General features: G+C 63.5%; 20 protein-coding genes. 9 read left to right on the plus strand and 11 right to left on the minus strand.

All coding sequences use genetic code 11. From position 1 onward, the window contains the following. Positions 1-2 precede the first annotated feature (2 nt). The 4 genes from EKO19_RS17095 to EKO19_RS17110 all read right to left on the minus strand — a co-directional run bounded on the left by EKO19_RS17095 (position 3) and on the right by EKO19_RS17110 (position 4902). Complete coding sequence (locus EKO19_RS17095; RefSeq protein WP_129777673.1) at positions 3-1187, minus strand: DUF4331 family protein; 1185 nt, start codon at positions 1185-1187, stop codon at positions 3-5. A gap of 133 nt (positions 1188-1320) precedes the next feature. Beyond that, positions 1321-1920 carry a hypothetical protein gene (locus EKO19_RS17100; RefSeq protein WP_129777674.1) on the minus strand — a complete coding sequence of 200 codons (600 nt, stop codon included), beginning with the start codon at positions 1918-1920 and terminating at the stop codon, positions 1321-1323. Between the two features lie 51 nt (positions 1921-1971). Next, complete coding sequence (locus tag EKO19_RS17105) at positions 1972-3732, minus strand: gluzincin family metallopeptidase (RefSeq protein WP_129777675.1); 1761 nt, start codon at positions 3730-3732, stop codon at positions 1972-1974. A 180-nt stretch (positions 3733-3912) separates the two neighbouring features. After that, complete coding sequence (locus tag EKO19_RS17110) at positions 3913-4902, minus strand: serine/threonine protein kinase (protein ID WP_129777676.1); 990 nt, start codon at positions 4900-4902, stop codon at positions 3913-3915. A 153-nt stretch (positions 4903-5055) separates the two neighbouring features. Between EKO19_RS17110 and galE the strand changes: the two genes are divergently transcribed. The 4 genes from galE to EKO19_RS17130 all read left to right on the plus strand — a co-directional run bounded on the left by galE (position 5056) and on the right by EKO19_RS17130 (position 9655). After that, positions 5056-6051 carry a UDP-glucose 4-epimerase GalE gene (gene galE, locus EKO19_RS17115; protein WP_129777677.1) on the plus strand — a complete coding sequence of 332 codons (996 nt, stop codon included), beginning with the start codon at positions 5056-5058 and terminating at the stop codon, positions 6049-6051. A 156-nt stretch (positions 6052-6207) separates the two neighbouring features. Beyond that, positions 6208-7662, plus strand: coding sequence for a sensor histidine kinase (locus EKO19_RS17120; protein ID WP_175597092.1), 1455 nt, complete (start codon positions 6208-6210; stop codon positions 7660-7662). Between the two features lie 51 nt (positions 7663-7713). After that, positions 7714-8349 carry a hypothetical protein gene (locus tag EKO19_RS17125; RefSeq protein ID WP_129777679.1) on the plus strand — a complete coding sequence of 212 codons (636 nt, stop codon included), beginning with the start codon at positions 7714-7716 and terminating at the stop codon, positions 8347-8349. After that, complete coding sequence (locus EKO19_RS17130; protein ID WP_246038910.1) at positions 8318-9655, plus strand: sigma 54-interacting transcriptional regulator; 1338 nt, start codon at positions 8318-8320, stop codon at positions 9653-9655. The genes EKO19_RS17125 and EKO19_RS17130 overlap by 32 nt, the downstream gene beginning before the upstream one ends. A 30-nt stretch (positions 9656-9685) precedes the next feature. Here EKO19_RS17130 and EKO19_RS17135 read toward each other — a convergent pair whose 3' ends face one another. Beyond that, the gene (locus EKO19_RS17135; RefSeq protein WP_217705415.1) at positions 9686-10711 is read right to left on the minus strand and encodes a PQQ-dependent sugar dehydrogenase; all 1026 of its coding nucleotides are present in this window, start codon (positions 10709-10711) and stop codon (positions 9686-9688) included. Between the two features lie 170 nt (positions 10712-10881). Between EKO19_RS17135 and EKO19_RS17140 the strand changes: the two genes are divergently transcribed. The 3 genes from EKO19_RS17140 to EKO19_RS17150 all read left to right on the plus strand — a co-directional run bounded on the left by EKO19_RS17140 (position 10882) and on the right by EKO19_RS17150 (position 13210). After that, on the plus strand, positions 10882-11616 hold the full coding sequence (locus tag EKO19_RS17140) for a YdcF family protein (RefSeq protein WP_129777682.1): 735 nt from the start codon (positions 10882-10884) through the stop codon (positions 11614-11616). A 42-nt stretch (positions 11617-11658) separates the two neighbouring features. Beyond that, on the plus strand, positions 11659-12357 hold the full coding sequence (locus EKO19_RS17145) for a GDSL-type esterase/lipase family protein (protein ID WP_129777683.1): 699 nt from the start codon (positions 11659-11661) through the stop codon (positions 12355-12357). 145 nt (positions 12358-12502) lie between these two features. Then, a complete protein-coding gene (locus EKO19_RS17150) occupies positions 12503-13210 on the plus strand; it encodes a GDSL-type esterase/lipase family protein (RefSeq protein WP_129777684.1) in 708 nt (235 codons plus the stop codon). Here the strand turns inward: EKO19_RS17150 and EKO19_RS17155 are convergent. The 4 genes from EKO19_RS17155 to EKO19_RS17170 form a co-directional block, all read right to left on the minus strand. Further along, positions 13198-13749 (minus strand): arsenate-mycothiol transferase ArsC, encoded by a 552-nt coding sequence (locus EKO19_RS17155; protein WP_157995300.1) that lies wholly within the window; start codon positions 13747-13749, stop codon positions 13198-13200. The two genes, EKO19_RS17150 and EKO19_RS17155, sit on opposite strands and share 13 nt — an antisense overlap. After that, the gene (locus EKO19_RS17160; RefSeq protein ID WP_129777686.1) at positions 13749-15302 is read right to left on the minus strand and encodes an acyl-CoA ligase (AMP-forming), exosortase A system-associated; all 1554 of its coding nucleotides are present in this window, start codon (positions 15300-15302) and stop codon (positions 13749-13751) included. The genes EKO19_RS17155 and EKO19_RS17160 overlap by 1 nt, the downstream gene beginning before the upstream one ends. A gap of 177 nt (positions 15303-15479) precedes the next feature. Beyond that, positions 15480-16895: an MBOAT family O-acyltransferase gene (locus tag EKO19_RS17165; protein WP_129777687.1), complete on the minus strand. Its 1416-nt coding sequence runs from the start codon at positions 16893-16895 to the stop codon at positions 15480-15482. Continuing rightward, on the minus strand, positions 16892-17845 hold the full coding sequence (locus EKO19_RS17170; protein ID WP_129777688.1) for an SGNH/GDSL hydrolase family protein: 954 nt from the start codon (positions 17843-17845) through the stop codon (positions 16892-16894). Before EKO19_RS17170 ends, EKO19_RS17165 begins: the two co-directional genes overlap by 4 nt. Positions 17846-18019: 174 nt before the next feature. On the opposite strand from EKO19_RS17170, the gene EKO19_RS17175 reads away from it, so the two are divergent. Continuing rightward, entirely contained in the window at positions 18020-19225 is a 1206-nt protein-coding gene (locus tag EKO19_RS17175; RefSeq protein ID WP_129777689.1) for a glycosyltransferase family 4 protein, read from the plus strand. After that, on the plus strand, positions 19222-20274 hold the full coding sequence (locus tag EKO19_RS17180) for a glycosyltransferase family protein (protein WP_157995301.1): 1053 nt from the start codon (positions 19222-19224) through the stop codon (positions 20272-20274). The genes EKO19_RS17175 and EKO19_RS17180 overlap by 4 nt, the downstream gene beginning before the upstream one ends. A gap of 8 nt (positions 20275-20282) precedes the next feature. Here the strand turns inward: EKO19_RS17180 and EKO19_RS17185 are convergent, their stop codons facing one another. After that, positions 20283-21239, minus strand: coding sequence for a hypothetical protein (locus tag EKO19_RS17185; protein ID WP_129777691.1), 957 nt, complete (start codon positions 21237-21239; stop codon positions 20283-20285). Next, positions 21214-22644 (minus strand): MBOAT family O-acyltransferase, encoded by a 1431-nt coding sequence (locus EKO19_RS17190; protein WP_129777692.1) that lies wholly within the window; start codon positions 22642-22644, stop codon positions 21214-21216. The genes EKO19_RS17185 and EKO19_RS17190 overlap by 26 nt, the downstream gene beginning before the upstream one ends. Positions 22645-22866: the final 222 nt, after the last annotated feature.

A 22866-nucleotide genomic window follows, 5' to 3' on the forward strand; every position in this document is an offset into this window, starting at 1 on the left:
CTTCATGGTGCCGCCAGGAATGGAAATTCCGTGATCGAATGTTCGTGGTCGTCGCGGTCGACACCGTCATCGATGCCGGTCGCCTGCCCCATCGACAACACCGAGCGATAGACATCGATGGCATCGTCATTCGGCGTCCTGCCGCCGCAATACATCATCATCGCGTCCTGACCGGCCAGGGCCGCGAACTCGACCGAGAAGAATTCGCCGCAGATCGTCGATTCGCTGTTGACCCAGAGCCGGTCGTCGGCAAGCACGGTGGCGAGCGCTCGATAGCGTGCCGGCGAGGCCGTCTTCATATCGGCCAGCAGCTGATTGCCGCACTTGCCATCGAAGCCATCGTAGATCCCCAATGTTCGCTCCATCTCGGCGATGAACTCAGCGCCAGTCGCCGGCGTCGCGCCGTTGTAACGCTCTTTCAGCCGATCGCTCGTTGCTTCGTCCGAGAACGATCCCAGGAGCGCATTGCCGGTGAGCGGGCGGCCCATGCGATCTATTTGTTTGTTTGCATTCGCCGTCGTTGCCCACACCGCGAGCATCGTGCCGCCGCGATCGACGACATCCAGATCCACCGAAACCACCAGCGACGCCGGCGTCCAGCCCACGAGGAAGTTCTTCGCCGGACCACCGCCCGTGTGACGCCACGTGTCGAGAATCGACCGGGCGGTTGCTTCGCTGAACATCGGACAGCCCGCGACATCGTTCTTTGCGCTGCCCATCATCGCGTCCGCGGCCACGGCATATGCCTCTCGCGTGCCCTTCACGTTGTTGTAGAACGGATCGTCACGCAGCCCCGCGAACACGCGCAGGTGCTTGTTCCGACCCTCCAGACCCTTGGAGTCGCTCGCATCGCCGCTCGCGACGTCGGCATTACCCACCTTACAAAAGACGTTGTGAGCCGTCGCAATCCGACAGACGATGTCCGTCGTTGCATTGGTTTGTCCGAACCGTCTGCCGCTATCGATGTGGAACACGTACTCGAGCTGTTCCGAGAACGTGTGCCCCACGATCGTCATGACCAGGTTGAGCCGGCGCGCGTCGTGCGAAGTCCAGGCAAATACATCGCCGATATCGGCGCGCGGGTCGGCGATCACGCTGGGTGTGTCGAGATGATCGGCTGCAAACAAGGGACTGGCGGCCAGCATCGCGGCCCCAACCAATGCGCGATTCCTGATTTGCTGTGTCATGCGTTCCCTCCATCGCCAAAGATGGACCAGACGATAGACACGGAGCGCCGACGGGGCTGTCGAAATCTTTAGCTAAGTGATTTCGACGGGAGGGTAACGGACGCGGCTGGACCGCGTCCGTCGAGGAGCGGACTTACTTCTTCTTCGGCGCGGTGGTTTCTTCGGCCGGCAGCGACTTGATGGACTCGCCGGTCGCATCCTTCGGCGGCGCCGCCTTCTGCTGAGTCACCGGCTGGCCGACCACGAACGGAATCGAGAAGGTCCGGTTCAGGCCCGAGCCTGCGATCTGCGTGTTCACCGAGGCGGTGATATAGAACACGCCGGTGCGATCCGGCAGGACGGAGATCTTGTGACGGTACGGCTTGTCCGCTTCCACCGACGTGAACGAGGCGGTCAAGGGCCCGGCGAGCGTGATGCCGTCCATGCCGGCCAGCGTCGCTTCCATCGAATCGACGCCGGCGCTCGGAATGAACGCGATATCGAGCTCGGTCGGCACGCCGAGCGTCGGCTTGCCGCTGAACTCATAACGGATGTTCACGGCCGCGCCCGGCTTGCCGTCGCCCACCGCTCTGGCGAACGTGGCGGTCTCATCCTTCGGAGCCGCTGCCACCGGCTTGGTCGGTGCCTTGGCGGGCGCCGCCGCTTCGGGCTCGGGCTCGGAGCTGCAGGCCCCCAACAGGGCCAGCGTGGCCACCGGAATACACACCAGCAAACGCCGCGGTGAAAGCTTCATCCTGATCATGCCTCTATTATGACGCGCTTCGGTCTCAACGCACGCGGTGGCTCAGAGTTCTTGAATGGTGATGTTCATGCAGCGCGGAGTCGTCACCAACGGATTGGTCGTGTCCGGATCGATCGTCTCGTAGGCGACCACCTCGATCACGTAAGTCCCCGCGGCGAGCAGTTGTTGCGAGATCGTCTCCTGACCTGAGACCTCGCTTCTGCCACTCGCCACAATCGTGCCGCGTAGATACACCTCGATGTCGGGATCGACAGCGGCGCCGGAACCGGCAACGGCTCCCGACGCCGCGCCGGTCGCCTGAATGTTCACCAGTCCACTGCTCGCCTTGACGTACCGCAGGAAGCGGCGGTTGCCGAGCTTGTTGCCGGCGCGCGAGCCGTTGGTGCTGCAAATGCCGGAGACGATCACGCCCGGAGTGATATCCGTGTACACGCTGGTGAAGCCGATGTCGTTGCCGCTATTTGTCTCATTCGCGCCGAACTCGCCGGTGCCGTTGATATTCTCCAGCAGCAACAGGTTCCGAATATCGCCCGACGCGCTGGCATTGTTGGTGCGCAGTGCATTGGCAAACGAATAAATGCTGGTCAGCGCCGGCGTGCTCACTTCCTGGTTCGTCATGGCATTGAAAATGGGCGTGAATCCGAGCGCCACGTTGTCGCCCGATTCATTCGTGCCATCGAACACGTCCCAAAGGAACTTGCCGACCGAGCCTTCCGAGTACCATCCCGTCGCGCCGCCGGTATCTTCGCCGGTTTCCAGATTGAAACCGTGGTCCCGAGTGATGCCGGCGTAAGAATCGCGATACACCGGATCGTTCAGCGCCATCGCGCCGAACGCGTTGCCCCAGCCCTCGCCGAACGCGACACGCAGGTCGAGAAGATCGCCTGCGTTGTGCTCGCCGCCGATGGAATCGGAGCGGCTGAAACGGTCCTCGAAATAATGTCCGAATTCGTGCGCGATCACGTGCTGATCGAACTCGTCGGTATCGGCCAGGCCGCTGTCGAAGGCGCCGAGAATGTAAATGCCGTCGGGCAGCACCGCCGACGGGCTGCACTGATCGGTCGTGGAGCGAGTCTCGTCTCTGAAATAGAACGAGGTACTGATGGCGCCGTCATCGGGGCAGATGATCGGGTCGCCATTCCCATCGACCACGTTGCGGTTGGTGGGATTCCAGTACAGGTTCAGATCTGGAAACTGCTGATTCGGCGCAGCGCCGCGGATGAGTTCCTTGGTTCGATACACCGTATCGAGAATCGCGAACGGCGCCGCTGCGCGCGTGCCGGTGTAGCTGGTGGTGCCCCAACCCGATGTCGCACGCAGATTCCGGGTCACCGCAGCGGTCCCGCTGTTGAAGGTGCTGCCATCCAGCGCATAGAGCGCAGCGGAGTCGCGGTTGTCGCGAACGGCGAAGTTCCAGATCGGCGCAGCACCGGTCTTTTGCATCTGGGCGCGCGCGCGAATGAACATGTTTGTATTCGCGTTGACGGTCAGCGTGTAGTCGCCATTGGCGTCGGTCGTCGTCGACGCGAGCACCGTCGAGCCGGACATCGCTTGCACCACCACTTCGCGAGCCGGCGATTCGACCGGCGTCGTATTCAATCCCTGACCGAGCGTAGGCTGGAACGCCAGCCGGTCGAAGGTGATCCTGCCGCTGACCGTGACGGTCGCACCCGTGGGCGGAGGATTGGGATTGCCGCCGTTACCGCCGCCCACCGACCCGCCACCGCCGCCGCAGGCGGCCAGCACGGTGAACCCGGCCAGGGTGGTGAACAACCGGGCGAGACGGGAGAATTCCTGCGGCATTTGTTCGGTACTCGAGCGCCCCTTGAGGGGGCGGATATTTGCACTGCTGTGAACGATTCGGCGCCGACCTGTCAGCGCGGGGACGCTATCACAGCGTCCGAACAGCAAAAAGTCGATGCGTTCGCATTCCCGATTGACGCAACGATGCATCTGTGACGGGCAGCGACATTCAGCAGGCGTTCAGCGCAAATCGAGCGGCCCCTCGGCAATCGCGCCCAGCTGCTCGCGCAACGACAGCACCTGGTTCTCCCAATAACGCGGCTCGATGAACCAGGGGAAGGCAGCCGGAAACGCCGGATCGGACCAGCGCCGCGCGAGCCAGGCGGAATAATGAATCATGCGCAGCGTGCGCAGGCTCTCGACCAGCACCAGCTCGCGATAGTCGAAATCGGAGAACTGCGAATAGCCCTCGAGCAACTGTGACAATTGCTCGCCCATGTCAGCGCGGTTCCCGGACAGCAGCATCCACAGATCCTGGATGGCCGGCCCGGTCATGCAATCGTCCAGATCCACGAAGTGCGGACCATCGTCGGTCCACAGCACGTTGCCGCGATGACAATCGCCATGCAGCCGCAGTTCCGCCACGCCGTGCGCGCTCTGAAATGTTTCATTCACCGCATCGAGCAGATCGTTGGTCAGCGAGTCGTAGGCCGTTTCCAGATGCGAGGGGATCCAGCCGTTGTTCAGCAGGAATTCACAGGACTGTTCGCCCATGCGCTCGATGTCGATGCGCTCGCGATGACGAAAGCGCTGCCGGCGACCGACCATGTGGATGCGTCCGAGGAACCGCCCCATCCATTCGCGCTCGGTCGCCGAACCGAGCTCCGGCCAGCGGCCGCCGCGACGTTCGAACAATGCGAAGCGAAAGCCTTCGTACTCGAACAGCGTGCGTCCGTCTCGCACCAGCGGCGGCACCACCGGCACTTCGGCCGCGGCCAGCTCCAGCGCGAAGCCATGCTCTTCATGAATCGCGGCATCGGACCAGCGCCCCGGCCGATAGAACTTCGCGATCAGCGGCGCGCCCTGCTCGATGCCCACCTGATAGACACGATTCTCGTAACTGTTCAGTGCCAGAATGCGGCGGTCGGAATCGCGACCGAGCGATTCCACGGCGGCAATGATCACGTCGGGCGTCAATCGGTCGTACGGGTGCGGATCGGGTCTGGGCATGTCACACGGGGCGTGGGCTCGAGGCCGCCAATGGTGACTGGCCGGAGGGATCCGCGTCCATCGCAGAATGTCTGGTACAAGCGACGCCTACGACGCGGATGGCAGCTGCTAGAATCGGCATCAACGTTCTCATCAACGGATCGACATTCACCTATGACCATCCTCGTCACCGGCGGCGCCGGCTACATCGGCAGTCACGTGGTTCGGCAGCTCGGCGAACGTCAGGAGAAGGTGGTCGTGCTCGACAACCTCTCGACCGGATTCCGCTCGGCGGTGTTGCACGGTGAGCTGGTGGTCGGCGACACGGGCGATCGCGAGCTGGTCAGCCGCATCCTGCGCGAGCATCGCATCGAAACCGTGATGCACTTCGCAGCCAACACCATCGTGCCGGAGTCGGTGTCCAATCCGCTCAAGTACTACAGCAACAACACCTGCTCGACGCGCAACCTGCTGCAAGGCTGTCAGGAAACCGGCGTCAAACATTTCGTGTTCTCCTCGACCGCCGCGGTGTACGGCATTCCGGTCGGCGGCCTCGCCGCCGAGGACAGCCCGACTCAGCCGATCAATCCCTACGGCACCTCGAAGCTGATGAGCGAATGGATGCTGCGTGACCTCGCCGCCGCCACTGCGCTGCGCTACGTGGCCCTGCGTTACTTCAATGTCGCCGGCTGCGACCCGGGGCAGCGGATCGGTCAATCGACCCTCAAGGCCACGCTGCTCACCAAGGTGGCGGCCGAAACGGCGGTCGGCAAACGTCCGCACATTTCGATTTTCGGCACCGACTATCCGACGCCCGACGGCACCGGCGTACGTGATTACATCCACGTCGAGGACCTGGCGAGCGCGCATCTGAAGGCGCTCGACTACCTGCGCGCGAACGGCGCGTCGGTGACGCTCAATTGTGGCTACGGGCATGGATACAGCGTCCGCGAGGTGATCTCGACCATGGATCGCATCACGGGCCAGCCGCTGAAGACCGTCGAGGAACCGCGCCGGGCCGGCGACCCGCCCTCGTTGATCGCCAAGGCGCAACGCGTCCGCGACTTGCTGGGCTGGGTGCCACAGCACGACGACCTCGACGCCATCGTCCGCTCGCAGCTGGCCTGGGAGCGCCGCCTGCAACAGGAACCGGGCTTGCAGAAGAACTGACCTCGCCAGGCTCGCGATCTGAGGCGGTGGCTGAAGCCGGCATGAGACCGGCCCTGCCCCCGCCCCTGAGATCGGCCCGGCAATGACCCGGATACGTCGCCCTTTGGCTGCACTTCCCGCGCAATGCGGTACTTCCGAGCGCTAGAATCCGCCCCCATGCGTCTGCCACGCCCGAGCTCCCTGAACAGCCTGATGCTGACCGGTTTCGCACTGGTTTCCATCCCGCTGCTGCTCGGGGTGGTCATTGCCGCGACCAAGGTCCGGAAGCTGTCGGAGGAAAGCGCGACCCTGGTCCGCAGCGGCGTGCAGACCACGCATTACACCCAGCAGCTGTTCCAGCAGATCGCGCCCATCGAGCGCAGCGCCAAGCTGTATCAGGTGCTGAACGATCCGGGCCTGCTCGAGGTTTACGGCGACAGCCGCGAACGGCTGCTAGCGACGCTCAAGAGCATCGAAACGACCGCGGCCGACCAGGAGCATGCGGTGCAGCTGCGAGCCATCCGCAATTCGCTCCGGCGCATCGACGCAGCCCTGCTTTCGCCGATCCCGCCGGCGCCGGAGGTGATCCGGGACGCGGTGGAGGCCATCCAGCCCATGTGGCAGGCGGCATTCGCGTTGTCGGCGGCCACCGGCGAGCAGGTCGAGACCGGTCTGTCACGGCTGCAGCAGTCGACCTCCGACACCCAGAAATATCTGTTCTGGCAGTCGGCGGTGCTGATCCTGCTGACCGCGATGCTGGTGGGCGTGTTTACGTTCCTGCTGATGCGTCCGATCCGCCAGATCGACATCGCGATCAGCCAGCTCGGCAAGGGCACGTTCTCCAAGTCGATCGCCGTGCGCGGCCCGGTGGACCTGGTGAACCTGGGCCGGCAGCTGGAGTGGCTGCGCGTGCGTTTGCTCGAGCTGGCGCAGGAACGCAATCGATTCCTGCGACATATGTCGCATGAGTTGAAGACGCCGCTTGCCAGTATTCGCGAAGGCACGGAACTGCTGATGGATGGCGCGGTCGGTGAACTGGACAGCGCGCAGCGGGAGGTCACCACCATCCTGCGCGACAACGGCATCAAGCTGCAGCAGCTGATCGAGAACCTGCTGGAGTTCAGTGCCTGGCAGGCGCGGCACGCGGGCCTGGAGATTTCCGAGTTCCGGCTGCGGCCGCTGATCAAATCGGCGCTGGAGACGCATCAGCTGACGCTGCTCGCGCAGCGGGTGCATCTGGATCTGAAAGTACAAGACATCGAGCTGCACGCGGACCGCGCCAAGCTCAAGCTGATTCTGGATAACTTGCTGTCGAACGCGCTCAAATACAGCCCCCGGGGCGGGACCATCTTCATTCATGCCAAAGCGGACAAGGATCAACTGGTGCTCGACGTGGCCGATACCGGCCCCGGCATCTCCAAGGAAGAGCGCTCCGCGATTTTCGATGCCTTCTATTCCGGCAGCGCGCCGGTCTCCGGCCATCTCAAGGGCACCGGCATCGGCCTGTCGGTGGTCTCCGAATTCGTGCAGGCGCACGGCGGCTCGATCGAGATTCTCGACGGCCTGTTTCCCGGCGCCCATTTCCGCGTCCGGCTGCCTCTGGCACCCGCGCTCGAAGGCGAGCCGGCATAGCGGCGCATGATGAAACTCACTCCGAGCATTGGATTGCTGTCCGTGTGTGCCGTGGCGCTGCTGTTGCAGGGCTGCGAGCTCGCCGAACAGTTCCGCCGGCAGGAAACGAACAACGCGGCGTCGACCGCGCCGGCCACGCCCGCTCCCGCGAGCGGCAATACGCCCGCCTATCTGGACATCATGAATGGCCTGAGCACGCCGGATCCGGCGCGCCAGGCGGATTTGTTTTATGAAGTCGAGCGCGAATACACCCGCGCGCCGACGACGGCCAGCACCCTGAGATATGCCGTTGCCCTGGTCACGCCCGGCCATCCCGCAAGTAGTCCCTCGGAGGGCAAACGTTTGCTGGAAACGCTGCTGGCCACCCCGGAGCGGCTCACTCAGGATGAGCGGACGCTGGCCTCGGTATTGCTGCATGAAACAGATGTTAGATTGAAACTCGAGGCTGAAAATCGTCGGTTGCTTGCGACACTCGACGACCGTAGCCGGTCGCAGGCAAACTCGGACAAGCGCATTCAGGCGCAGATCGAAGAGAACGCACGTTTGCGCCGTGCCCTCGCCGAAGCCCAGCAGAAGCTGGACGCGATCAAAGAAATCGAGAGGTCTATCATTGAACGCAGTCCCACGCCCCCTGGCAATCGCGATGCCGCCCCAAGTGAAACGCAAAGCCCGCCTGCTAGTCGTTGACGACGATCCGGGGCTGCTCCGGCTGCTCACGATTCGTCTGCGCGCCGAGAACTACGAAGTCGACGCGGTTGAAAGCGCCGCCGCGGCGCTCGCCGCCCTGGCTCGGGTCCGGCCGGATCTGGTGATCACCGATCTGCGCATGGATCAAATGGACGGCATCGGCCTGCTGAAGGAAATCCAGAGCCGGGCCCCCGGGCTGCGCGTCATCATCCTCACCGCCCACGGCACGATTCCCGATGCGGTGCAGGCGACCCAGAGCGGCGCATTCGCCTTCCTCACCAAGCCGGTCGACAAACAGGAACTGCTCGATCAGGTGCAGAAGGCCCTCAAGGTCTCCGGCTTCGCCGACACCACCGAAGACTGGCGCAGCGAGCTCATCACGCGCAGCGCGGTGATGGAAGAGCGCATGGCGCAGGCTCACATGGTGGCCGGCACCGACGCGCGCGTCATGATCACGGGCGAGAGCGGCACCGGCAAGGAACTGCTCGCTCGCGCCATTCACAAGGCCAGCCCGCGTCGCAATCGTCCGTTCGTGGCGATCAATTGCAGCGCCATGGCCGAGAATCTGCTCGAGAGCGAACTGTTCGGTCACGTGAAGGGGGCCTTCACCGGCGCGATTCGCGAGCACCGCGGTTTGTTTCAAGCGGCCGACGGTGGCACGCTGCTGCTCGATGAGATCGGCGACATGCCGATGCGCCTGCAGGTGAAGCTGCTGCGCGTCCTGCAGGAAAACCAGGTGCGCCCGGTGGGCAGCACCGAAGCGACCACGGTCAACGTTCGTATCATCTCGGCGACCCACCGCGATCTGAAACAACTGATCATGGGCGGTCATTTCCGCGAGGATCTGTACTATCGCCTGAACGTCGTGCACATCGAAATGCCGTCGCTCGCGAAGCGTCGCGAAGACGTGCCGCTGCTGGTGTCGCATTTCCTCGAGAAGGTCGCGCAGGAGACCGGCGAGCAACGTCACATCTATGCGCCGGAAGCGGTCGAGTTGCTGGTCAGCGCCGATTGGCCGGGCAACGTGCGTCAGCTCGAGAACGTCGTGCGCCAGAACGTCGCGCTCGCCACGAGCCCGATCATCAGCGCGGAGCTGGTGCAGGCGGCGCTCGGCGGCGGCCCGACCCGCCTGCCCTCGTTCGATGAGGCGCGCGATGAGTTCACGCGCAACTATCTGTCACAGATCCTGCAGATCACCGGCGGCAACGTGAGTCAGGCCGCGCGCCTGGCGAAACGCAATCGCACGGACTTCTACAAACTGCTCGCGCGTCATCAGCTGACGCCGGAAGATTTCAAGCAGCGTTGATGCTCACAGGGGCTGCCTTCGGGTGGCCCCTCATTCCGCCGGCGCCACGCAGATCAGTTGCCCTTTCGGGCTGTCCGTGAGCACATATAACAATCCATCCGGCCCGGTTCTCACATCCCGAATGCGCTGATTCAGCTGCTCCAGCAGGCGCTCTTTGTGGACCACCTTGTCGCCGTCCAGTTGCAGCCGCTCGACCATCCCATACAAACCGCCGGCAAACGCCTGCCCGCGCCATTTCGGGAACCGCTCGCCCGTATAGAACGTGAGCCCGCTGGTGCCGATCGAAGGCACCCAGTAGTACACCGGCGGCTCGATCCCCACGCGCTCCTGGCCGACGCCGACCTTGTCGCCGTTATAAGCAATGCCATACGTCACGAGCGGCCAGCCGTAGTTCGCCCCGGCCTTCACGTGATTCAACTCATCGCCGCCCTTCGGGCCATGCTCCGTGATCCACAGCTCACCTGTGTCCGGATGCAGCGCCGCGCCCTGCACGTTGCGATGCCCGTATGACCAGATCTCCGGCTGCGCGCCCGGCACCAGCAGAAATGGATTGTCCGGCGCCGCGCCGCCCTCGGGCTTCAGGTGCACGATCTTGCCAAAGTGAGTTTCCAGATCCTGCGCGCGAACCGCGAAATGCTTCAGCTGCCGTTCGCCCAATGTCACGAACAATGAGCCGTCGCGTGCAAACACCAGTCGCGAGCCGAAGTGGCCCGAGCTGTCGACCGCCGGCGTCTGACGAAAAATCACATTGAGATCGGTCAGGCCCTGCGGCCCCAGCTTCGCTCGCGCCACCGAGGTGCCGTTGCCGCCGTCGCGCGGTTCCGAATAGGAAAAATAGATCCAGCGCGAGGTCTGGAAGTCCGGCGCGAGCGCCACGTCGAGCAGTCCGCCCTGCCCGGCCGCCGCCACCTTGGGCACGCCCGGTAATGGCGCTGAAATATTTCCTTTCGCATCGATGATGCGCAGGCGCCCCGGCCGCTCCGTGACCAGAAACTTCCCCTCCGGGAGAAACGCCATGCCCCACGGATGCTCGAGCCCGCCGGCGACCGTGGTCACACGCAGCTTATGTAACTCCGAGTCGAATATTCGTTCGTCGTCGGCACTGGCGACAGCGGCCGAGCATACGAACGTCAGGACGATTCCCGTCCGGCTAACGAAGCTTTTAAGCTGTGTCAGGATCGCTGGCATAGAATTCCCGTACGCCCCACCAACCAAAGAACACAATTATGGCGGCAATCATCGGTGCAATGCTGGTTCCTTCGGGACTCGCGTACCTCCTGTTCGCACTGGGCCTGGTCACCGCGTTCAAGGAACAGTGGCGCAAGCTCTCCTGGGCGCTGCTGGCCGTCTCGGGCGCCATCACCACCGTCTTCTCGACCGGCAGCGTCGCAACCTTGCTGCTGAGCCCGCTCGAATACGAGTACCCGGCGGTGCACGACACCCGCACTCATCGGGACATCAAGCACATCGTCGTGCTGACCGGCTACGCCGCCGATGATCCGGCGATGCCACTCACCGGACGGATGCACTGGGCCTCGGCCTACCGGGTGATGATGGCCTTGCAATTGCAACGGGGCGGCTGCGGTAACTGCGACGTGATCGTATCGGGCTCACCCATCACGGCCAGGATCATGGGCGAGTCTCTGGTCGCGCTCGGTCTGCCGAAGGAGCGCCTGATCCTGGAAGCCGACTCGGCCACGACCGCGGACAGCGCCGAGCATCTGGCGCCCATGCTGAAGGAGCCCTTCTTCCTGGTCACCTCCGCCGGACATCTGCGCCGCTCGCTCGCGGTCCTGCATAAGCAAGGCTTGCAACCCATCCCCGTGCCCACCGACTACCAGGGGCCGAGGGACTGGCGCAACGCCGAGGAGCGACCCTCGCCACAATCGCTCGTGACCTCGGACCTGGCCATGCACGAGTACATCGGCCTCATGTGGTATCGGTTGAAAGGCGCAATCTAGCTTCGGGATAATCGACGGCTCACGCAGCCTCTTGGGAATCCCATGTTCTGCACCGTGCCGCCCCCGCGCGTCGTATTCAGCGCGCTGCTCTGTCTGTTCTTCTCACTGGTCTGCACCGCTCAAGCGCCTATGAATGCGACTGCCTCCGTCGACAAGCACCTGGTCATCATTGGCGCCTCCTACGCCGCCGAATGGGAGAACCCGAAGCTGCCGGGCTACACCGTGACCAACAAAGGCATCGGCGGTCAGGAAAGCTCGGACCTGCGCGCCCGCTTCGAGCGCGACGTGATCGAGCTGAAGCCCGACACGGTCATGATCTGGGGTCATTACAACGACGTGGTGCGCGCCCAGCCGCAGACCATGGCCGCCGCCAGGAAAAAGGCACAGGATAACTATCGAGCGATGGTCGAGCAGGCACGCGCCGCCGGCATCGTGCCCATCCTGGTCACGGAGCTCACGATTCCGGTGCCGGACACGATCAAGGAAAAACTGCTGGGCCTGGTCGCGGGCGTGCTCGGCAAGAACGACTATCGCGCGCAGAAGAACACCGAGATCAAAGCGCTGAATGTCTGGTTGCGCGACTACGCGAAGGCGCAAAAGATTCAGCTGGTGGATCTGGAAACCGCGCTCGACTCTGGCAACGGCACGCGCAAGGTCGAATACACGCGCTCGGACAACAGCCACGTCAGTCCCGCGGGCTACGACGCCATCACCAAATACGTAGTGTCTCAACTCGGCTGAACCGCTGGCCCGCTCGCGCTTTCGCGATGCGCGAGTACATCGGGCCATGAGTACATCGGGCTGCCCCGGACGCGGCTGAAAAGGCGCACTCTATCTTCGCGATCTTCGCGATCGTCGCCCGCTCCGCCGCTTCGAGGAAGTTCCGATGTACTACGCACCGGCCAGATTTTGTCGACTCGACAATCTGTGTGGCGCGCTGATCTGTCTGCTGCTGTCACTCGCCTGCCCGGCCCGGGCGTCGGTCAACGCCAGTGCCTTCTTCCACAAGAATCTGGTCATCGTCGGCGCCTCCTATGCCGAGGAATGGCATACGCCGCTGCTGCCGGGCTACACCGTGATCAACAATGCCGTCTGCGGCCAGATCACCTCGGACATACGCGCCCACTTCGAACGCGACGTGATCGAGCTCAAGCCCGACATGGTGCTGATCTGGGGTCACAACAACGACGTGATCCGCTCCACGCCGGAGAACATGGTGCTCACCCAACAGCGAGCGGAAGAAAACTTTCGGGCGATGGTCGAGCAGGCCCGCGCCGCGGGCATCACTCCGATACTGGTCACCGAGGTCACGCTGCCCATTCCAGAGACGTTCAAGGAAAAGGTGATGGCCATCGTCGGCCCCTGGCTCGGCAAGACCGATTATCGGGTGCAGAAAAACATCGCGATCAAGGCGCTGAACGCCTGGCTGCGCGACTACGCCCATGCGCAGCACATCAAGCTGCTGGATCTGGAAAAAGCGCTGGCTTCAGGCAACGGCACGCGCAAAGCCGAATACGCGCGCAAGGATCACAGCCACATCACCCCGGCGGGTTACGAAGCGATCACCCAGTACGTCGTCGCTCAGATGACCTGAGCGCCCGTCTTGAGGCGAGTCGCGAGCTCCCTGCTCGCCTGCTCCAGCTGATCGAGCACGCGCTGCGCATGCGCATCGTCCAGCTCATAGGGATCGGCAATCTCAATGTCGCCGGGGCCGAACGCGCCCAGCCACACCAGCTTGGAATGATCCGCGCCGAGCTCGTCCAGCAAGCCCCAGTTGTGCCGGTCCATCAGCACCACGATGTCGGCCCACTGCAAATCCTCGGGCGTGATCCTGGTGGAGCGATGGCTCGACAGGTCGATGTTTCTGGCGCGGCTCATGATCACGTGACGCTCGGGCGATTGCCGGCCGGCGACCCGATGAAAGCCGGAGCTGCGCACTTCGATCTCGGGCGACAGCGCCTGCCGCAGACTGACACCCGCGAACGGCGAGCGATAAATGTTTCCGTAGCACACCACCAGGACGCGCTTGATGCCGCCTTGCCTGATACGAGCAACAGAAACATCGCGCGCGGCCGCCATCGCGCGTTTGGCGCGCACGCGACGACGCAGAGCGTTGTAGAGACGAGCGATCATCAATGGGCACCCAGCATTGCGGCCAACGCGCCCCGATCGCATTTGCCATTGGCATTGCGCGGCAGCTGCGACATCACATGGACCTCCGCGGGCACCATATACGCTGGCAGCTGCATGCGACAATGCTGACGAATCCGTTCCGTCATGTCGGCCGGCGCGGCCGGGGCCACCACCACCGCCACGACCACGCGTTGTCCCAGGTTGTCATCCGGCAGGCCCACGACCGCGGACTCCACGATCTTCGGCAGCTCCGCGATCACCTCTTCGATCTCGCTGGGGCTGATGCGATAGCCCGAGCTCTTGATCAGATTGTCGCGGCGGCCGATGAAATAGATGTAACCGTCCGTATCGGTTTTCACCAGATCGCCCGACCACACCGCGGTCTCATCGCGCATCAGTTGTGACAAACGTTTCGGCAACGGCTTGAAGCGCAGCTGGGTCAGCTGAGCATCGTTCCAATAGCCGAGTGTCACGAGCGAGCCCCGATGCACCAGCTCGCCCACTTCGCCCGGCGCGCATTCGTTGCCCTCGGCATCGAGCACCAGAATCTCCTGGCCCGGAATCGCCTTGCCGATCGAGCCCAGATGCCCCTCGAGCTGCGAGGGCTCGAGATACGTCGAGCGGAACGCCTCGGTGAGACCATACATGCAGAAGATCTGCGTATTCGGCAATCGAGCCTGCAGATTCTTGATCACGCTCACCGGCAAGGCTCCGCCGGAGTTGGTGATATAGCGCAGCGACTTCACCACCGCTTCGGGCCATTCGGTCGCGGCCAGATGCATCCACATCGTCGGCACGCCGGCGAGCGCGGTGATGCGTTCGGAAACCATGTCCTGCAGGAGTGCCGCGGGCAGCGAGAAGTTCGTGAGCACGGCGCACGCACCGACGGCGAAAGCGGTCGTGACCTGGCTCAAGCCATAGTCGAAGCTCAGCGGCAGCGCGACCAGGACGCGATCCGAAGCGGTGTTCTTGAGATAGCCGGACACGGTGAGCGCACCGGCGACCAGGTTGCGATGGGAAACGACCACGCCCTTGGGCCGACCGGTGCTGCCGGAGGTGTATAGCAAGGCGGCCGGATCGCTATCGATCGCCGGGCTCTTCACCCGCACCTCGTCGGTGATCAATCGGTCGTACCTGAGACCGGCGGAGGCCTCCTGAGCGGCGTCACACCACACCACGGTGGAGATCGACGGACAGCGCGGAATCGAGTCCTCGACCAGCACGGCGGCGGTCCGAGAGGCGATCAACGCGGTGGCGCCGGCATCGTTCAATACGTATTCGAGCTGCCGCGCCTTGAGCAAGGGATTGACCGGAACGAAGATGGCACCCAGCCGGCTGCACGCCAGCGCCGTTTCGATCACGACCGCGCGGTTCTGGAGATAGACGGCGACCCGATCGCCCCGCCCGACGCCGTGCGCGCGCAGGGCTGCGGCCAGCGAATGCGAACGGCGCTGCAAGTCGGCATAGGTGATGGTATTGCCACGGCTGCGCAGAGCTTCGTTGTTGGGGAAGCGCTCGGCGGAGACGTCGAACAGGTCGTGCAGCAGATTCATCGGATCGGCGACGGTGCCCTCTCTAGGTGGCCAGTCACACGATCCGGCCAGGTCGATTCTACTTCGCCCCACCCCCGGACCGCTCGGTATGTTTTGCCAGGTTTCCGCAGTCTTGGCCCGGCCTTCCCGCGGGATGACCGCACCCGCGCTCCTTGAGGTCGCACAGCCTTTCCGGCCTTAGAACTGGAAGTAGATGAACACCTGCTGAGTCAACGGCGGGAACACGACCACCATGGCGATGAAGTAGCCGTACAGCGCCACTCGCTGCCAGACCGGCCGGGACAGCGCCAGGAGCATCTCGTTGCGCCGGTACGCGAACCATTCGTACACCAGCAACGGCGCCGCGAAGAACAACAGCAGGGAACCCGCGTAGCTTGCAAAATCCGTCAGCGCAAATCCGTGACCCAGCGCTCCAATCAAGCCAAAGGCCTGCGACAGGGTCTCGGCCCGGAAGAAAATCCAGCCGACACACACGAAATGGAACATCGCCACCGCCTGCAGGACCGACATCGCGGGGTGACGGGCCGGTTTCTCGACACTCTCGGCGCCCGCCATCCGGTAGGCGATGAGCAGCAACCCGTGCCACGCGCCCCAGGCGATGAAGGTCCAGTTCGCCCCGTGCCACAGGCCCCCGAGCAGCATGGTCAGCAGCAGGTTGATGTGAGTACGGGTGGGCCCGCGACGGTTGCCACCCAACGGGATGTAGAGATAGTCGCGCAGCCACTGCGACAGACTGATGTGCCAGCGCTGCCAGAACTCGCTCGGACTGCGCGAGAAATACGGCATGCGGAAGTTATAGGACAGATCGATGCCGAGCCATTTCGAGACGCCCTGCGCGATCGAGGAGTAGCCCGAGAAGTCGCCGTAGATCTGGAACGCGAACGCGTACACGCCGATCAGCATTTCGGTCGCGGTGAGATCCGCGGCCGGCATGTCGAAGATTCGATTGGCGATGGGCGCGAGGTTGTCGGCGATGAACACCTTCTTCGCCAGGCCGATCAGGATGTGATACAGCCCTTCCGCGAAATCGCCCTGACTGAGCCGCCGCCGCGGATTCTGGATCTGCGGCAACAGATGGGTGGCGCGCTCGATCGGTCCGGCCACCAGCGGCGGAAAGTACGCGACGTACGTGGCGAACTCCGGCAGGTTGCGCGCCGGCTGGGCCTTGCCCCGATAGATATCGAGGGTATAGGCCATGCTCTGGAACGTGTAGAACGAGATGCCCACCGGCAGCACGATGTGCAGGACCGGCAGATGCGGCTCGAAGCCCAGGCTGGTCAGCAACGCGGCCATTTCATGGACGAAGAAGCCGAAATATTTGAAGAAGCCGAGGAACGTGAGATTCACCGCCACCGAGGTGGTGATCAGCAGCTTGCGCCTGCGGGCATCGTCCACCCGCACCAGCAGATAGCCGACGTAGTAGTCGACCACGGTCGAGAACGCGAGCAGCCCCAGATAGCGCCAGTCCCAGAAACCGTAAAAGATATAACCGGCGATCAGCAGCAGATAATTCTGACCGCGATGGGGCAAGCGCCAATACAGCGCCAGCACCCCGGCGAAGAACGCCCAGAACGTAAAACTGTTGAAGATCATGTCGCGCTCGCCAGCTCCGCGCGCAGATCGGCTGCGAGCGCTTTGCTCAGGATCTGCTGGCCGGCGCGATTGAGGTGCATCTCATCCACATAGTGCGAGCCATTCAGGCCCTCGACCTTGCGCAGATCGATCACGGTCAGTGAGTGAGTGGTCGCGAGCTCGCGCAGTTCCGGATCGATCTCGTACGCCGCCTGCACCGGCATCGCGACCACGATCACCTGCGTGCCCTTGCTCCTCAGCCGATCGACCAGCCCGGCGAACGTTCGATAGCTGTGCACCACCGGCTCGCCCGGATCGTGAGCGGCATCGCCCGGTTGCTCGCCGGCCCCCGCGCGTGCGGAGTTGCCGGCCTGAGTGAACGTCTCGTAGCCCGGCACGAGGCGCTGGAAAAAGCGATTACGCAGCGTGTCACGTAGCGCATACGTTCTCAGTACCGCCGCGGTCACGAATTCGCCGATGTCGCCACCGGTCTCGAGTCCGATGGTGCGCGGATTCGCCAGATCGCTCATCCGGCAGTACAGGCCGCCGAGCCGGGACGGATCGTTGCGCGCCTGATCGCTCAACAGGTGCCAGGCGAACCCGATCACGACGGTGTCGAACTGCACTTCGCGCCGCTCGATCACCTGATGATCCAGCAAGCACTGCCAGTCCCACAGCCCGGTCCCATCCGGCGTCACCTTGGCGACCGACACGCCCGGCAGCACGCCACCGATGACGGACGCCGAGACCCCGTTGTGAGTCAGCGAATTCCCGAGCAGCAGCAAGGAGTGGCTCTCCGGCCGACCCGCCGCCTCGATCAGCCCGGGGATCTCGGCGATGTGGGCGAGGTTGCCGGACAGGCGCGATTCCACCAGCCTCAGACCGATGTCCACTAGCGCAATCGCGGCGAGCAGGGCAAAAACCACCCGCGTTTCAGTGGCGCGCAGGAGCGCACCCAATCTGCTGATCATGAGAAAACTCTACGGTCCTCTAGTGCCGGCTAAAGAATCCGGACGCAGCCGCGCACCGCCGCGGCTCGACTCCAGGAAAGGAGCATTGGTTCACACGGCAGCCCGCCCAACCCGTTATGATTGCCGGCCATTCCGTAACAGCCGTTTTGCCGTGGCGCTCACAGACTCTACGTCATGAATTCTGCTCGACCGAGCCTTTCCGCCACAAGTGATCCGAAGTCGCAAAGCACCGACGCCGCTCGGCGCTTGCGCGTGTTGATGGTCAATTCCACGCTGCATATCGGCGGCGCCGAGCAGGTGGCGGCGAATTTGACCAAACACATGGACCGACGTCAGTTTGACGTCACCGCCTGCTTCCTCAAGGAAAACGGCATCGTCGGCAAACAGATGCTGGACGCGGGCGTCGATCTGATTCCGATCCCCGGCTATCGCGGCAAGAAAGACTATTTCACCGCACTGAAACTGCGCAGGTTGGTCAAGCAACGAGGCATTCAACTGCTCCACAGCCACGACATTCACGGCTTGATGGACGCGGCCTTCTGCCGGCTCACCGTGCCGGGCCTGCGTCACGTCCATACCTTTCATTTCGGCAACTACCCACACATCTCGCCGCGTTATGCGCGCATCGAGCGGCTGCTGTGGCGAGTGCCGGATGCCCTGATCGCGGTCGGTCACGAGCAGGCCGCGACCATTCGCAAGCTGCACGACATTCCCGCCGGGCGCATGCAGGTCATCTGGAACGGCACCGATGTGCCCTCCCCCGATCTGGCACCGGAGGTCGTCGCTCAATTGCCTCGCGACGGCACGCCCGTCATCGGCAGCATCAGCACGCTGATTCCGCAGAAGGGCCTGCCGGACCTGCTGCAGGCGGCGGCGTTGCTTCGACAACAGAACAAGCGCTTTCTGATGATCCTCGCCGGCGAAGGCAAGCTGCGCCGGGAGCTCGAAGCCCAGGCGCTGAGTCTCGGCTTGCAGGATCACGTGCGCTTCCTGGGCTGGGTCAGCGCGGCCTCGCGACGGGCGCTGCCCGCATGCGACATTTTCGTGCAGTCCTCGCACTGGGAAGCGATGTCGGTCGTGGTGCTCGAAGCGATGGCGGGCGCCAAGCCCATGGTCATCACCTCGGTCGGCGAGAACGCGCGGGTCGTCATCAACGAACAAAGCGGTCTGGTCGTGCCCGCTCGCGCCCCCCAGGCCCTGGCCGACGGCCTGGGTCGCCTGCTCGATGACGTGGAGCTGCGGCATCGACTCGGCGCGGCGGCTCAGCAACGATTTATCGAATTGTTCACAGTGCAGCAGATGGTTCACAACTACGAGCACTTGTACGCGCAGTTGATTCGAGGCGCAGACACGGTGACCACGGCGGAGAGAGCGGCGTGACCGGAAGGCTGGGCGATGAAAGAAGCACGGCCGCGGAAATCCCGCGGGAGACCGGTGAGCCGCAACAGAGGTTGCCGCGAACGCTCGCGATCAGCTGGGAACAGCATCGCCGCACGCGTGAGCTGTGCGCATGGCTCGGCCTGCCCTTGCACGAAGTGACCTTCACCGCGCCCCGGCTGAAGCGTTACGCCAAGCTCGCAAAACAAACATTGAGCCTGCTGTCACAACACCGCCCCAAGGTGCTGTACGTGCAGAATCCGTCGTTGATGCTCTCGCTGCTGGTGCTGGCCGCGCGGCCCTTCCTCGGCCGTTACAAAGTCATCATGGACGCGCACAACGAAGCTGTCGCGCCGTTCACGCATGCCTACTGGCCCGTCACCTCGCTGACCCGGCATGCGCTTCGTTCGGCGGATGTCACCATCGTCACCAACGCGGCCCTCGCCGATCAGGTACGCGATGTCGGCGGCACGCCTCACGTGCTCCCCGACCGATTGCCCACCCCGCCCTTCGCGCCCACCGAGCCGCTGAAGCTCGACGGGCCGCTGCGGGTCATGGTCGTTGCGACCTACGCCGCCGATGAGCCCATCGCGGAAATCATCGAGGCGGCGCGCATGCTCGGCGATCAATATCAGCTCAGCATCACCGGTCGCGAAACCAAGCTGCCCGCCGAGCAGCGCGCGCGACTGCCGGCCAACGTCCGGCAGACCGGCTTTCTGTCCGAAGAGGCGTACTGGGAGCTGATGCGCGACAGTCACATCGTGCTGGATCTCACGCTCAAGCCCAACTGCCTGGTGTGTGGCGCATACGAATCGCTGGCGCTGCTGCGACCGATGGTATTGACCGGCAATCCCGCGACCGTGGATCTGTTCGGCAAGGTCGCGCTGTTTCCCAATGAGCACGATGCCGCCAGCATCGCCGAATGTTTGCAACGCTCGCGTGCCCAGCTGGGCCAGCTCAACGACAGCGTGCTCACCGAGCAGCCGCGCTTCGAACAGCGCTGGCTCGAGCACGGTCGACGGCTGCGCGACAAGATCTCGAGCTGGATCTAAAACAACCGCTACTGCTGCAAGGCCAGCTGCAGCTGATCGGCCAGCGCGGCGGTGAAACGCCACCGGCCGTTCGAATTCAAGTGATATTGGTCCGGCTCGTAATCCGCGGGCGCGAGATCCTGATCGGTCAGCGGCGTCAGAATCGGCACGCCCAATTCCTTGCCCAGCTGCTGCAGCGCCGGTGTGTCTCCGGCGGTCAATGGCGGCATCAACACCACGATCAGCTTGGCGTCGGCCGCATCCGCAATCGCGCGCATCGCCTTCAGCCGGCGTTTGCCGATGGTGAGAATGTCATCCAGCGACGGCGACGGCGCGCCGAGACCGTGAGTGATCAGTTTCATCAGGTCCGGCAACGAGGGCAACAGATGCCCGAGCACGTTCTTGCGGATCTCCTTGCGCAGAGCCCACAACGCACTGGTATTCGCCACGAACAAATCGGCGGTCTTGCTCGGCGTCAGATCGAGCGCGCGCGCCACCTCGAGAGTGTCGCGGGTCCGCATCAAATAATAAGCAAACAATTCCGTGCGCACCGCCGAGGTGATGAGATGGCGAGGCTCGAAGCACACGACGAAGGCACTCGGCCGCGCCCCATCGGCCGTCAGGCGCTTCATGCCGAAATACCAGTCGTAATACGTGGTCTGCTCCATGCCGAAGCGCACGCCCCGCCAGGTCGGCTCGAGCGGCTGGTTGAGCTGCGCCACATCCACGCCGGCGATCAACAGGGAATTGCCGACGATCAGCATCTCCTTGGGCGCGTGGTTGGTGACCGCCATGGCCCGGGCGGCAGTCGCTTCGAGCCGGATTCTGCTCAGCGTGTTGCTCATCTTCGGCACGAACAGGCGCGCGCCGAACTCGGCGGTCACGCACAGCCCGAGCACGGCCACCAGCAATACTCTGGTCGCCCGGACCAGATCCGTTCGCGTGTTGCCCGTGGCGGCGTCAGAACTGGAAGTAGATAAAGGCATTGGCAGAGCTTCCTGCGAAGATCAACGTCGCCACCATCAGCGACATGGCCACCGCCGCGCGCTTCATCGCGGGCAGCCCCTCGAATACGTACTCTTCCCCGCGTCGCTCGTTCAGCAGATCGAGCAGGAACATCGGCAGCGTGAAGGCGATCAGGAAAATGAAGGCCGTGCCGTACTCCGGTATCCACACCAGAGTGCCGATGCCGGACAACATGTGAAACGCCTCACCCACCGACGGGGCGCGGAAGAACACCCAGCTGAAACACACCAGATGGAAAATGAAAATCCGGCTCAGCCAGACCGACAGGAAGCCGGCCGGGCGCTGCTGGGTGCCCTCCGTCGTCTCCACACCGAACAGGCGCCGCACGAAGCGCTCGACCGCCAGACCCGCGCCATGGATGCCGCCCCAGATCACAAAGGTCCAGTTCGCGCCGTGCCACAGGCCACCGAGCAGCATGGTGGTCATCAGGTTGCGATAGGTCTTCAACTCACCGTGCCGGTTACCGCCCAGCCCGATGTAGAGATAATCTCGCAGCCACGTGCTCAGACTGATGTGCCAGCGGCGCCAGAAGTCCTGCAGGCTGGTGGCGAGGTACGGCTGCCTGAAGTTGACCATGAAATGGAAGCCCATCAGCTGCGCCGAGCCGCGGGCAATATCGCTATAGCCGCTGAAGTCCCCGTAGATCTGCCACGCGAACGCATAGGTGCCGATCGCGAGCACCGCCAGGTTCGGCTCACCCAGCTTGCCGTTGAACGCCGCGTCCGCGAGCAGCGCGCAGTTGTCGGCGATCACGACCTTTCTGAACAGGCCCATCGCGATCAGCTGCAGGCCGCCGTAGAAACGATCGATGTCGAACACGCGCGCCGCCTGCACTTGCGGCAGCAGATGCGACGGACGCTGGATGGGTCCCGCGATCAGATGTGGGAACAGGCTGATGAACAACGCATAGTCGACCAGCGAGTCCGCCGGTTTGAGGCGGCGCTGATAAACGTCGACGATATAGGCCACTGCCTGGAACGTATAAAACGATATGCCCGGCGGCAGCAGAATCTGCAACGTCGTGTCCGACACCGGGATATTGAGCGTCGCCAGCAACGACCCAAACGAATCGATGAAGAAGTTGCAGTATTTGAAGAAGCCGAGGAAGCCGAGATTCAAACCCACCGAGACGATCAACGCGGTACGCCGTTTGATGGGATCGTCGGAGCGGTCGATGAGGTGCGCGCAACAATAGTCGACCAGCGTGGAGATCAGGATGAGCCCGAGGAAACGCCAGTCCCACCAGCCGTAGAAGACATAGCTCGCGCACAGCAACAGAACATTCTGGCCACTACGCCGCAGTCGCCAGTAGCAAAGGACGACGATCGTCAGGAATACGAAATAGACCGGCGTGTCGAAGAGCATGTGTGGCCGCCTGCTTGAGCTGCTCGCGTCGCAGGGGAGATTCAAGCACCGGGACTTGAATCGCGAGATCGAGCGGCCGCTAGGCTGCGCCTAAAGAGCGACTCCCCCAATACCCAATTCCCACAAGTCCCGGGTGCGGGTGTCGCACAACCCGGCTCGTGTTGGATATTGGACCTGCGGGCGCGACAGCGCTCGCGCCGGCACGGTCATTTATTATTATTC

The sequence above is a fragment of the Peristeroidobacter soli genome, assembly GCF_004138485.1.
Lineage (GTDB): Bacteria > Pseudomonadota > Gammaproteobacteria > Steroidobacterales > Steroidobacteraceae > Steroidobacter > Steroidobacter soli.

Bases quoted from the DNA above. Each gene is read 5' to 3' on its own strand.
- EKO19_RS17120 (WP_175597092.1), top strand. From the start codon at position 6,208: ATGCGTCTGCCACGCCCGAGCTCCCTGAACAGCCTGATGCTGACCGGT.
- EKO19_RS17105 (WP_129777675.1), bottom strand. From the start codon at position 3,732: ATGCCGCAGGAATTCTCCCGTCTCGCCCGGTTGTTCACCACCCTGGCC.
- EKO19_RS17150 (WP_129777684.1), top strand. From the start codon at position 12,503: ATGTACTACGCACCGGCCAGATTTTGTCGACTCGACAATCTGTGTGGC.
- EKO19_RS17165 (WP_129777687.1), bottom strand. From the start codon at position 16,895: ATGATCTTCAACAGTTTTACGTTCTGGGCGTTCTTCGCCGGGGTGCTG.
- EKO19_RS17145 (WP_129777683.1), top strand. From the start codon at position 11,659: ATGTTCTGCACCGTGCCGCCCCCGCGCGTCGTATTCAGCGCGCTGCTC.
- EKO19_RS17190 (WP_129777692.1), bottom strand. From the start codon at position 22,644: ATGCTCTTCGACACGCCGGTCTATTTCGTATTCCTGACGATCGTCGTC.
- EKO19_RS17095 (WP_129777673.1), bottom strand. From the start codon at position 1,187: ATGACACAGCAAATCAGGAATCGCGCATTGGTTGGGGCCGCGATGCTG.
- EKO19_RS17160 (WP_129777686.1), bottom strand. From the start codon at position 15,302: ATGAATCTGCTGCACGACCTGTTCGACGTCTCCGCCGAGCGCTTCCCC.
- EKO19_RS17110 (WP_129777676.1), bottom strand. From the start codon at position 4,902: ATGCCCAGACCCGATCCGCACCCGTACGACCGATTGACGCCCGACGTG.
- EKO19_RS17185 (WP_129777691.1), bottom strand. From the start codon at position 21,239: ATGCCTTTATCTACTTCCAGTTCTGACGCCGCCACGGGCAACACGCGA.
- EKO19_RS17100 (WP_129777674.1), bottom strand. From the start codon at position 1,920: ATGAAGCTTTCACCGCGGCGTTTGCTGGTGTGTATTCCGGTGGCCACG.
- galE (WP_129777677.1), top strand. From the start codon at position 5,056: ATGACCATCCTCGTCACCGGCGGCGCCGGCTACATCGGCAGTCACGTG.
- EKO19_RS17140 (WP_129777682.1), top strand. From the start codon at position 10,882: ATGGCGGCAATCATCGGTGCAATGCTGGTTCCTTCGGGACTCGCGTAC.
- EKO19_RS17155 (WP_157995300.1), bottom strand. From the start codon at position 13,749: ATGATCGCTCGTCTCTACAACGCTCTGCGTCGTCGCGTGCGCGCCAAA.
- EKO19_RS17175 (WP_129777689.1), top strand. From the start codon at position 18,020: ATGAATTCTGCTCGACCGAGCCTTTCCGCCACAAGTGATCCGAAGTCG.
- EKO19_RS17170 (WP_129777688.1), bottom strand. From the start codon at position 17,845: ATGATCAGCAGATTGGGTGCGCTCCTGCGCGCCACTGAAACGCGGGTG.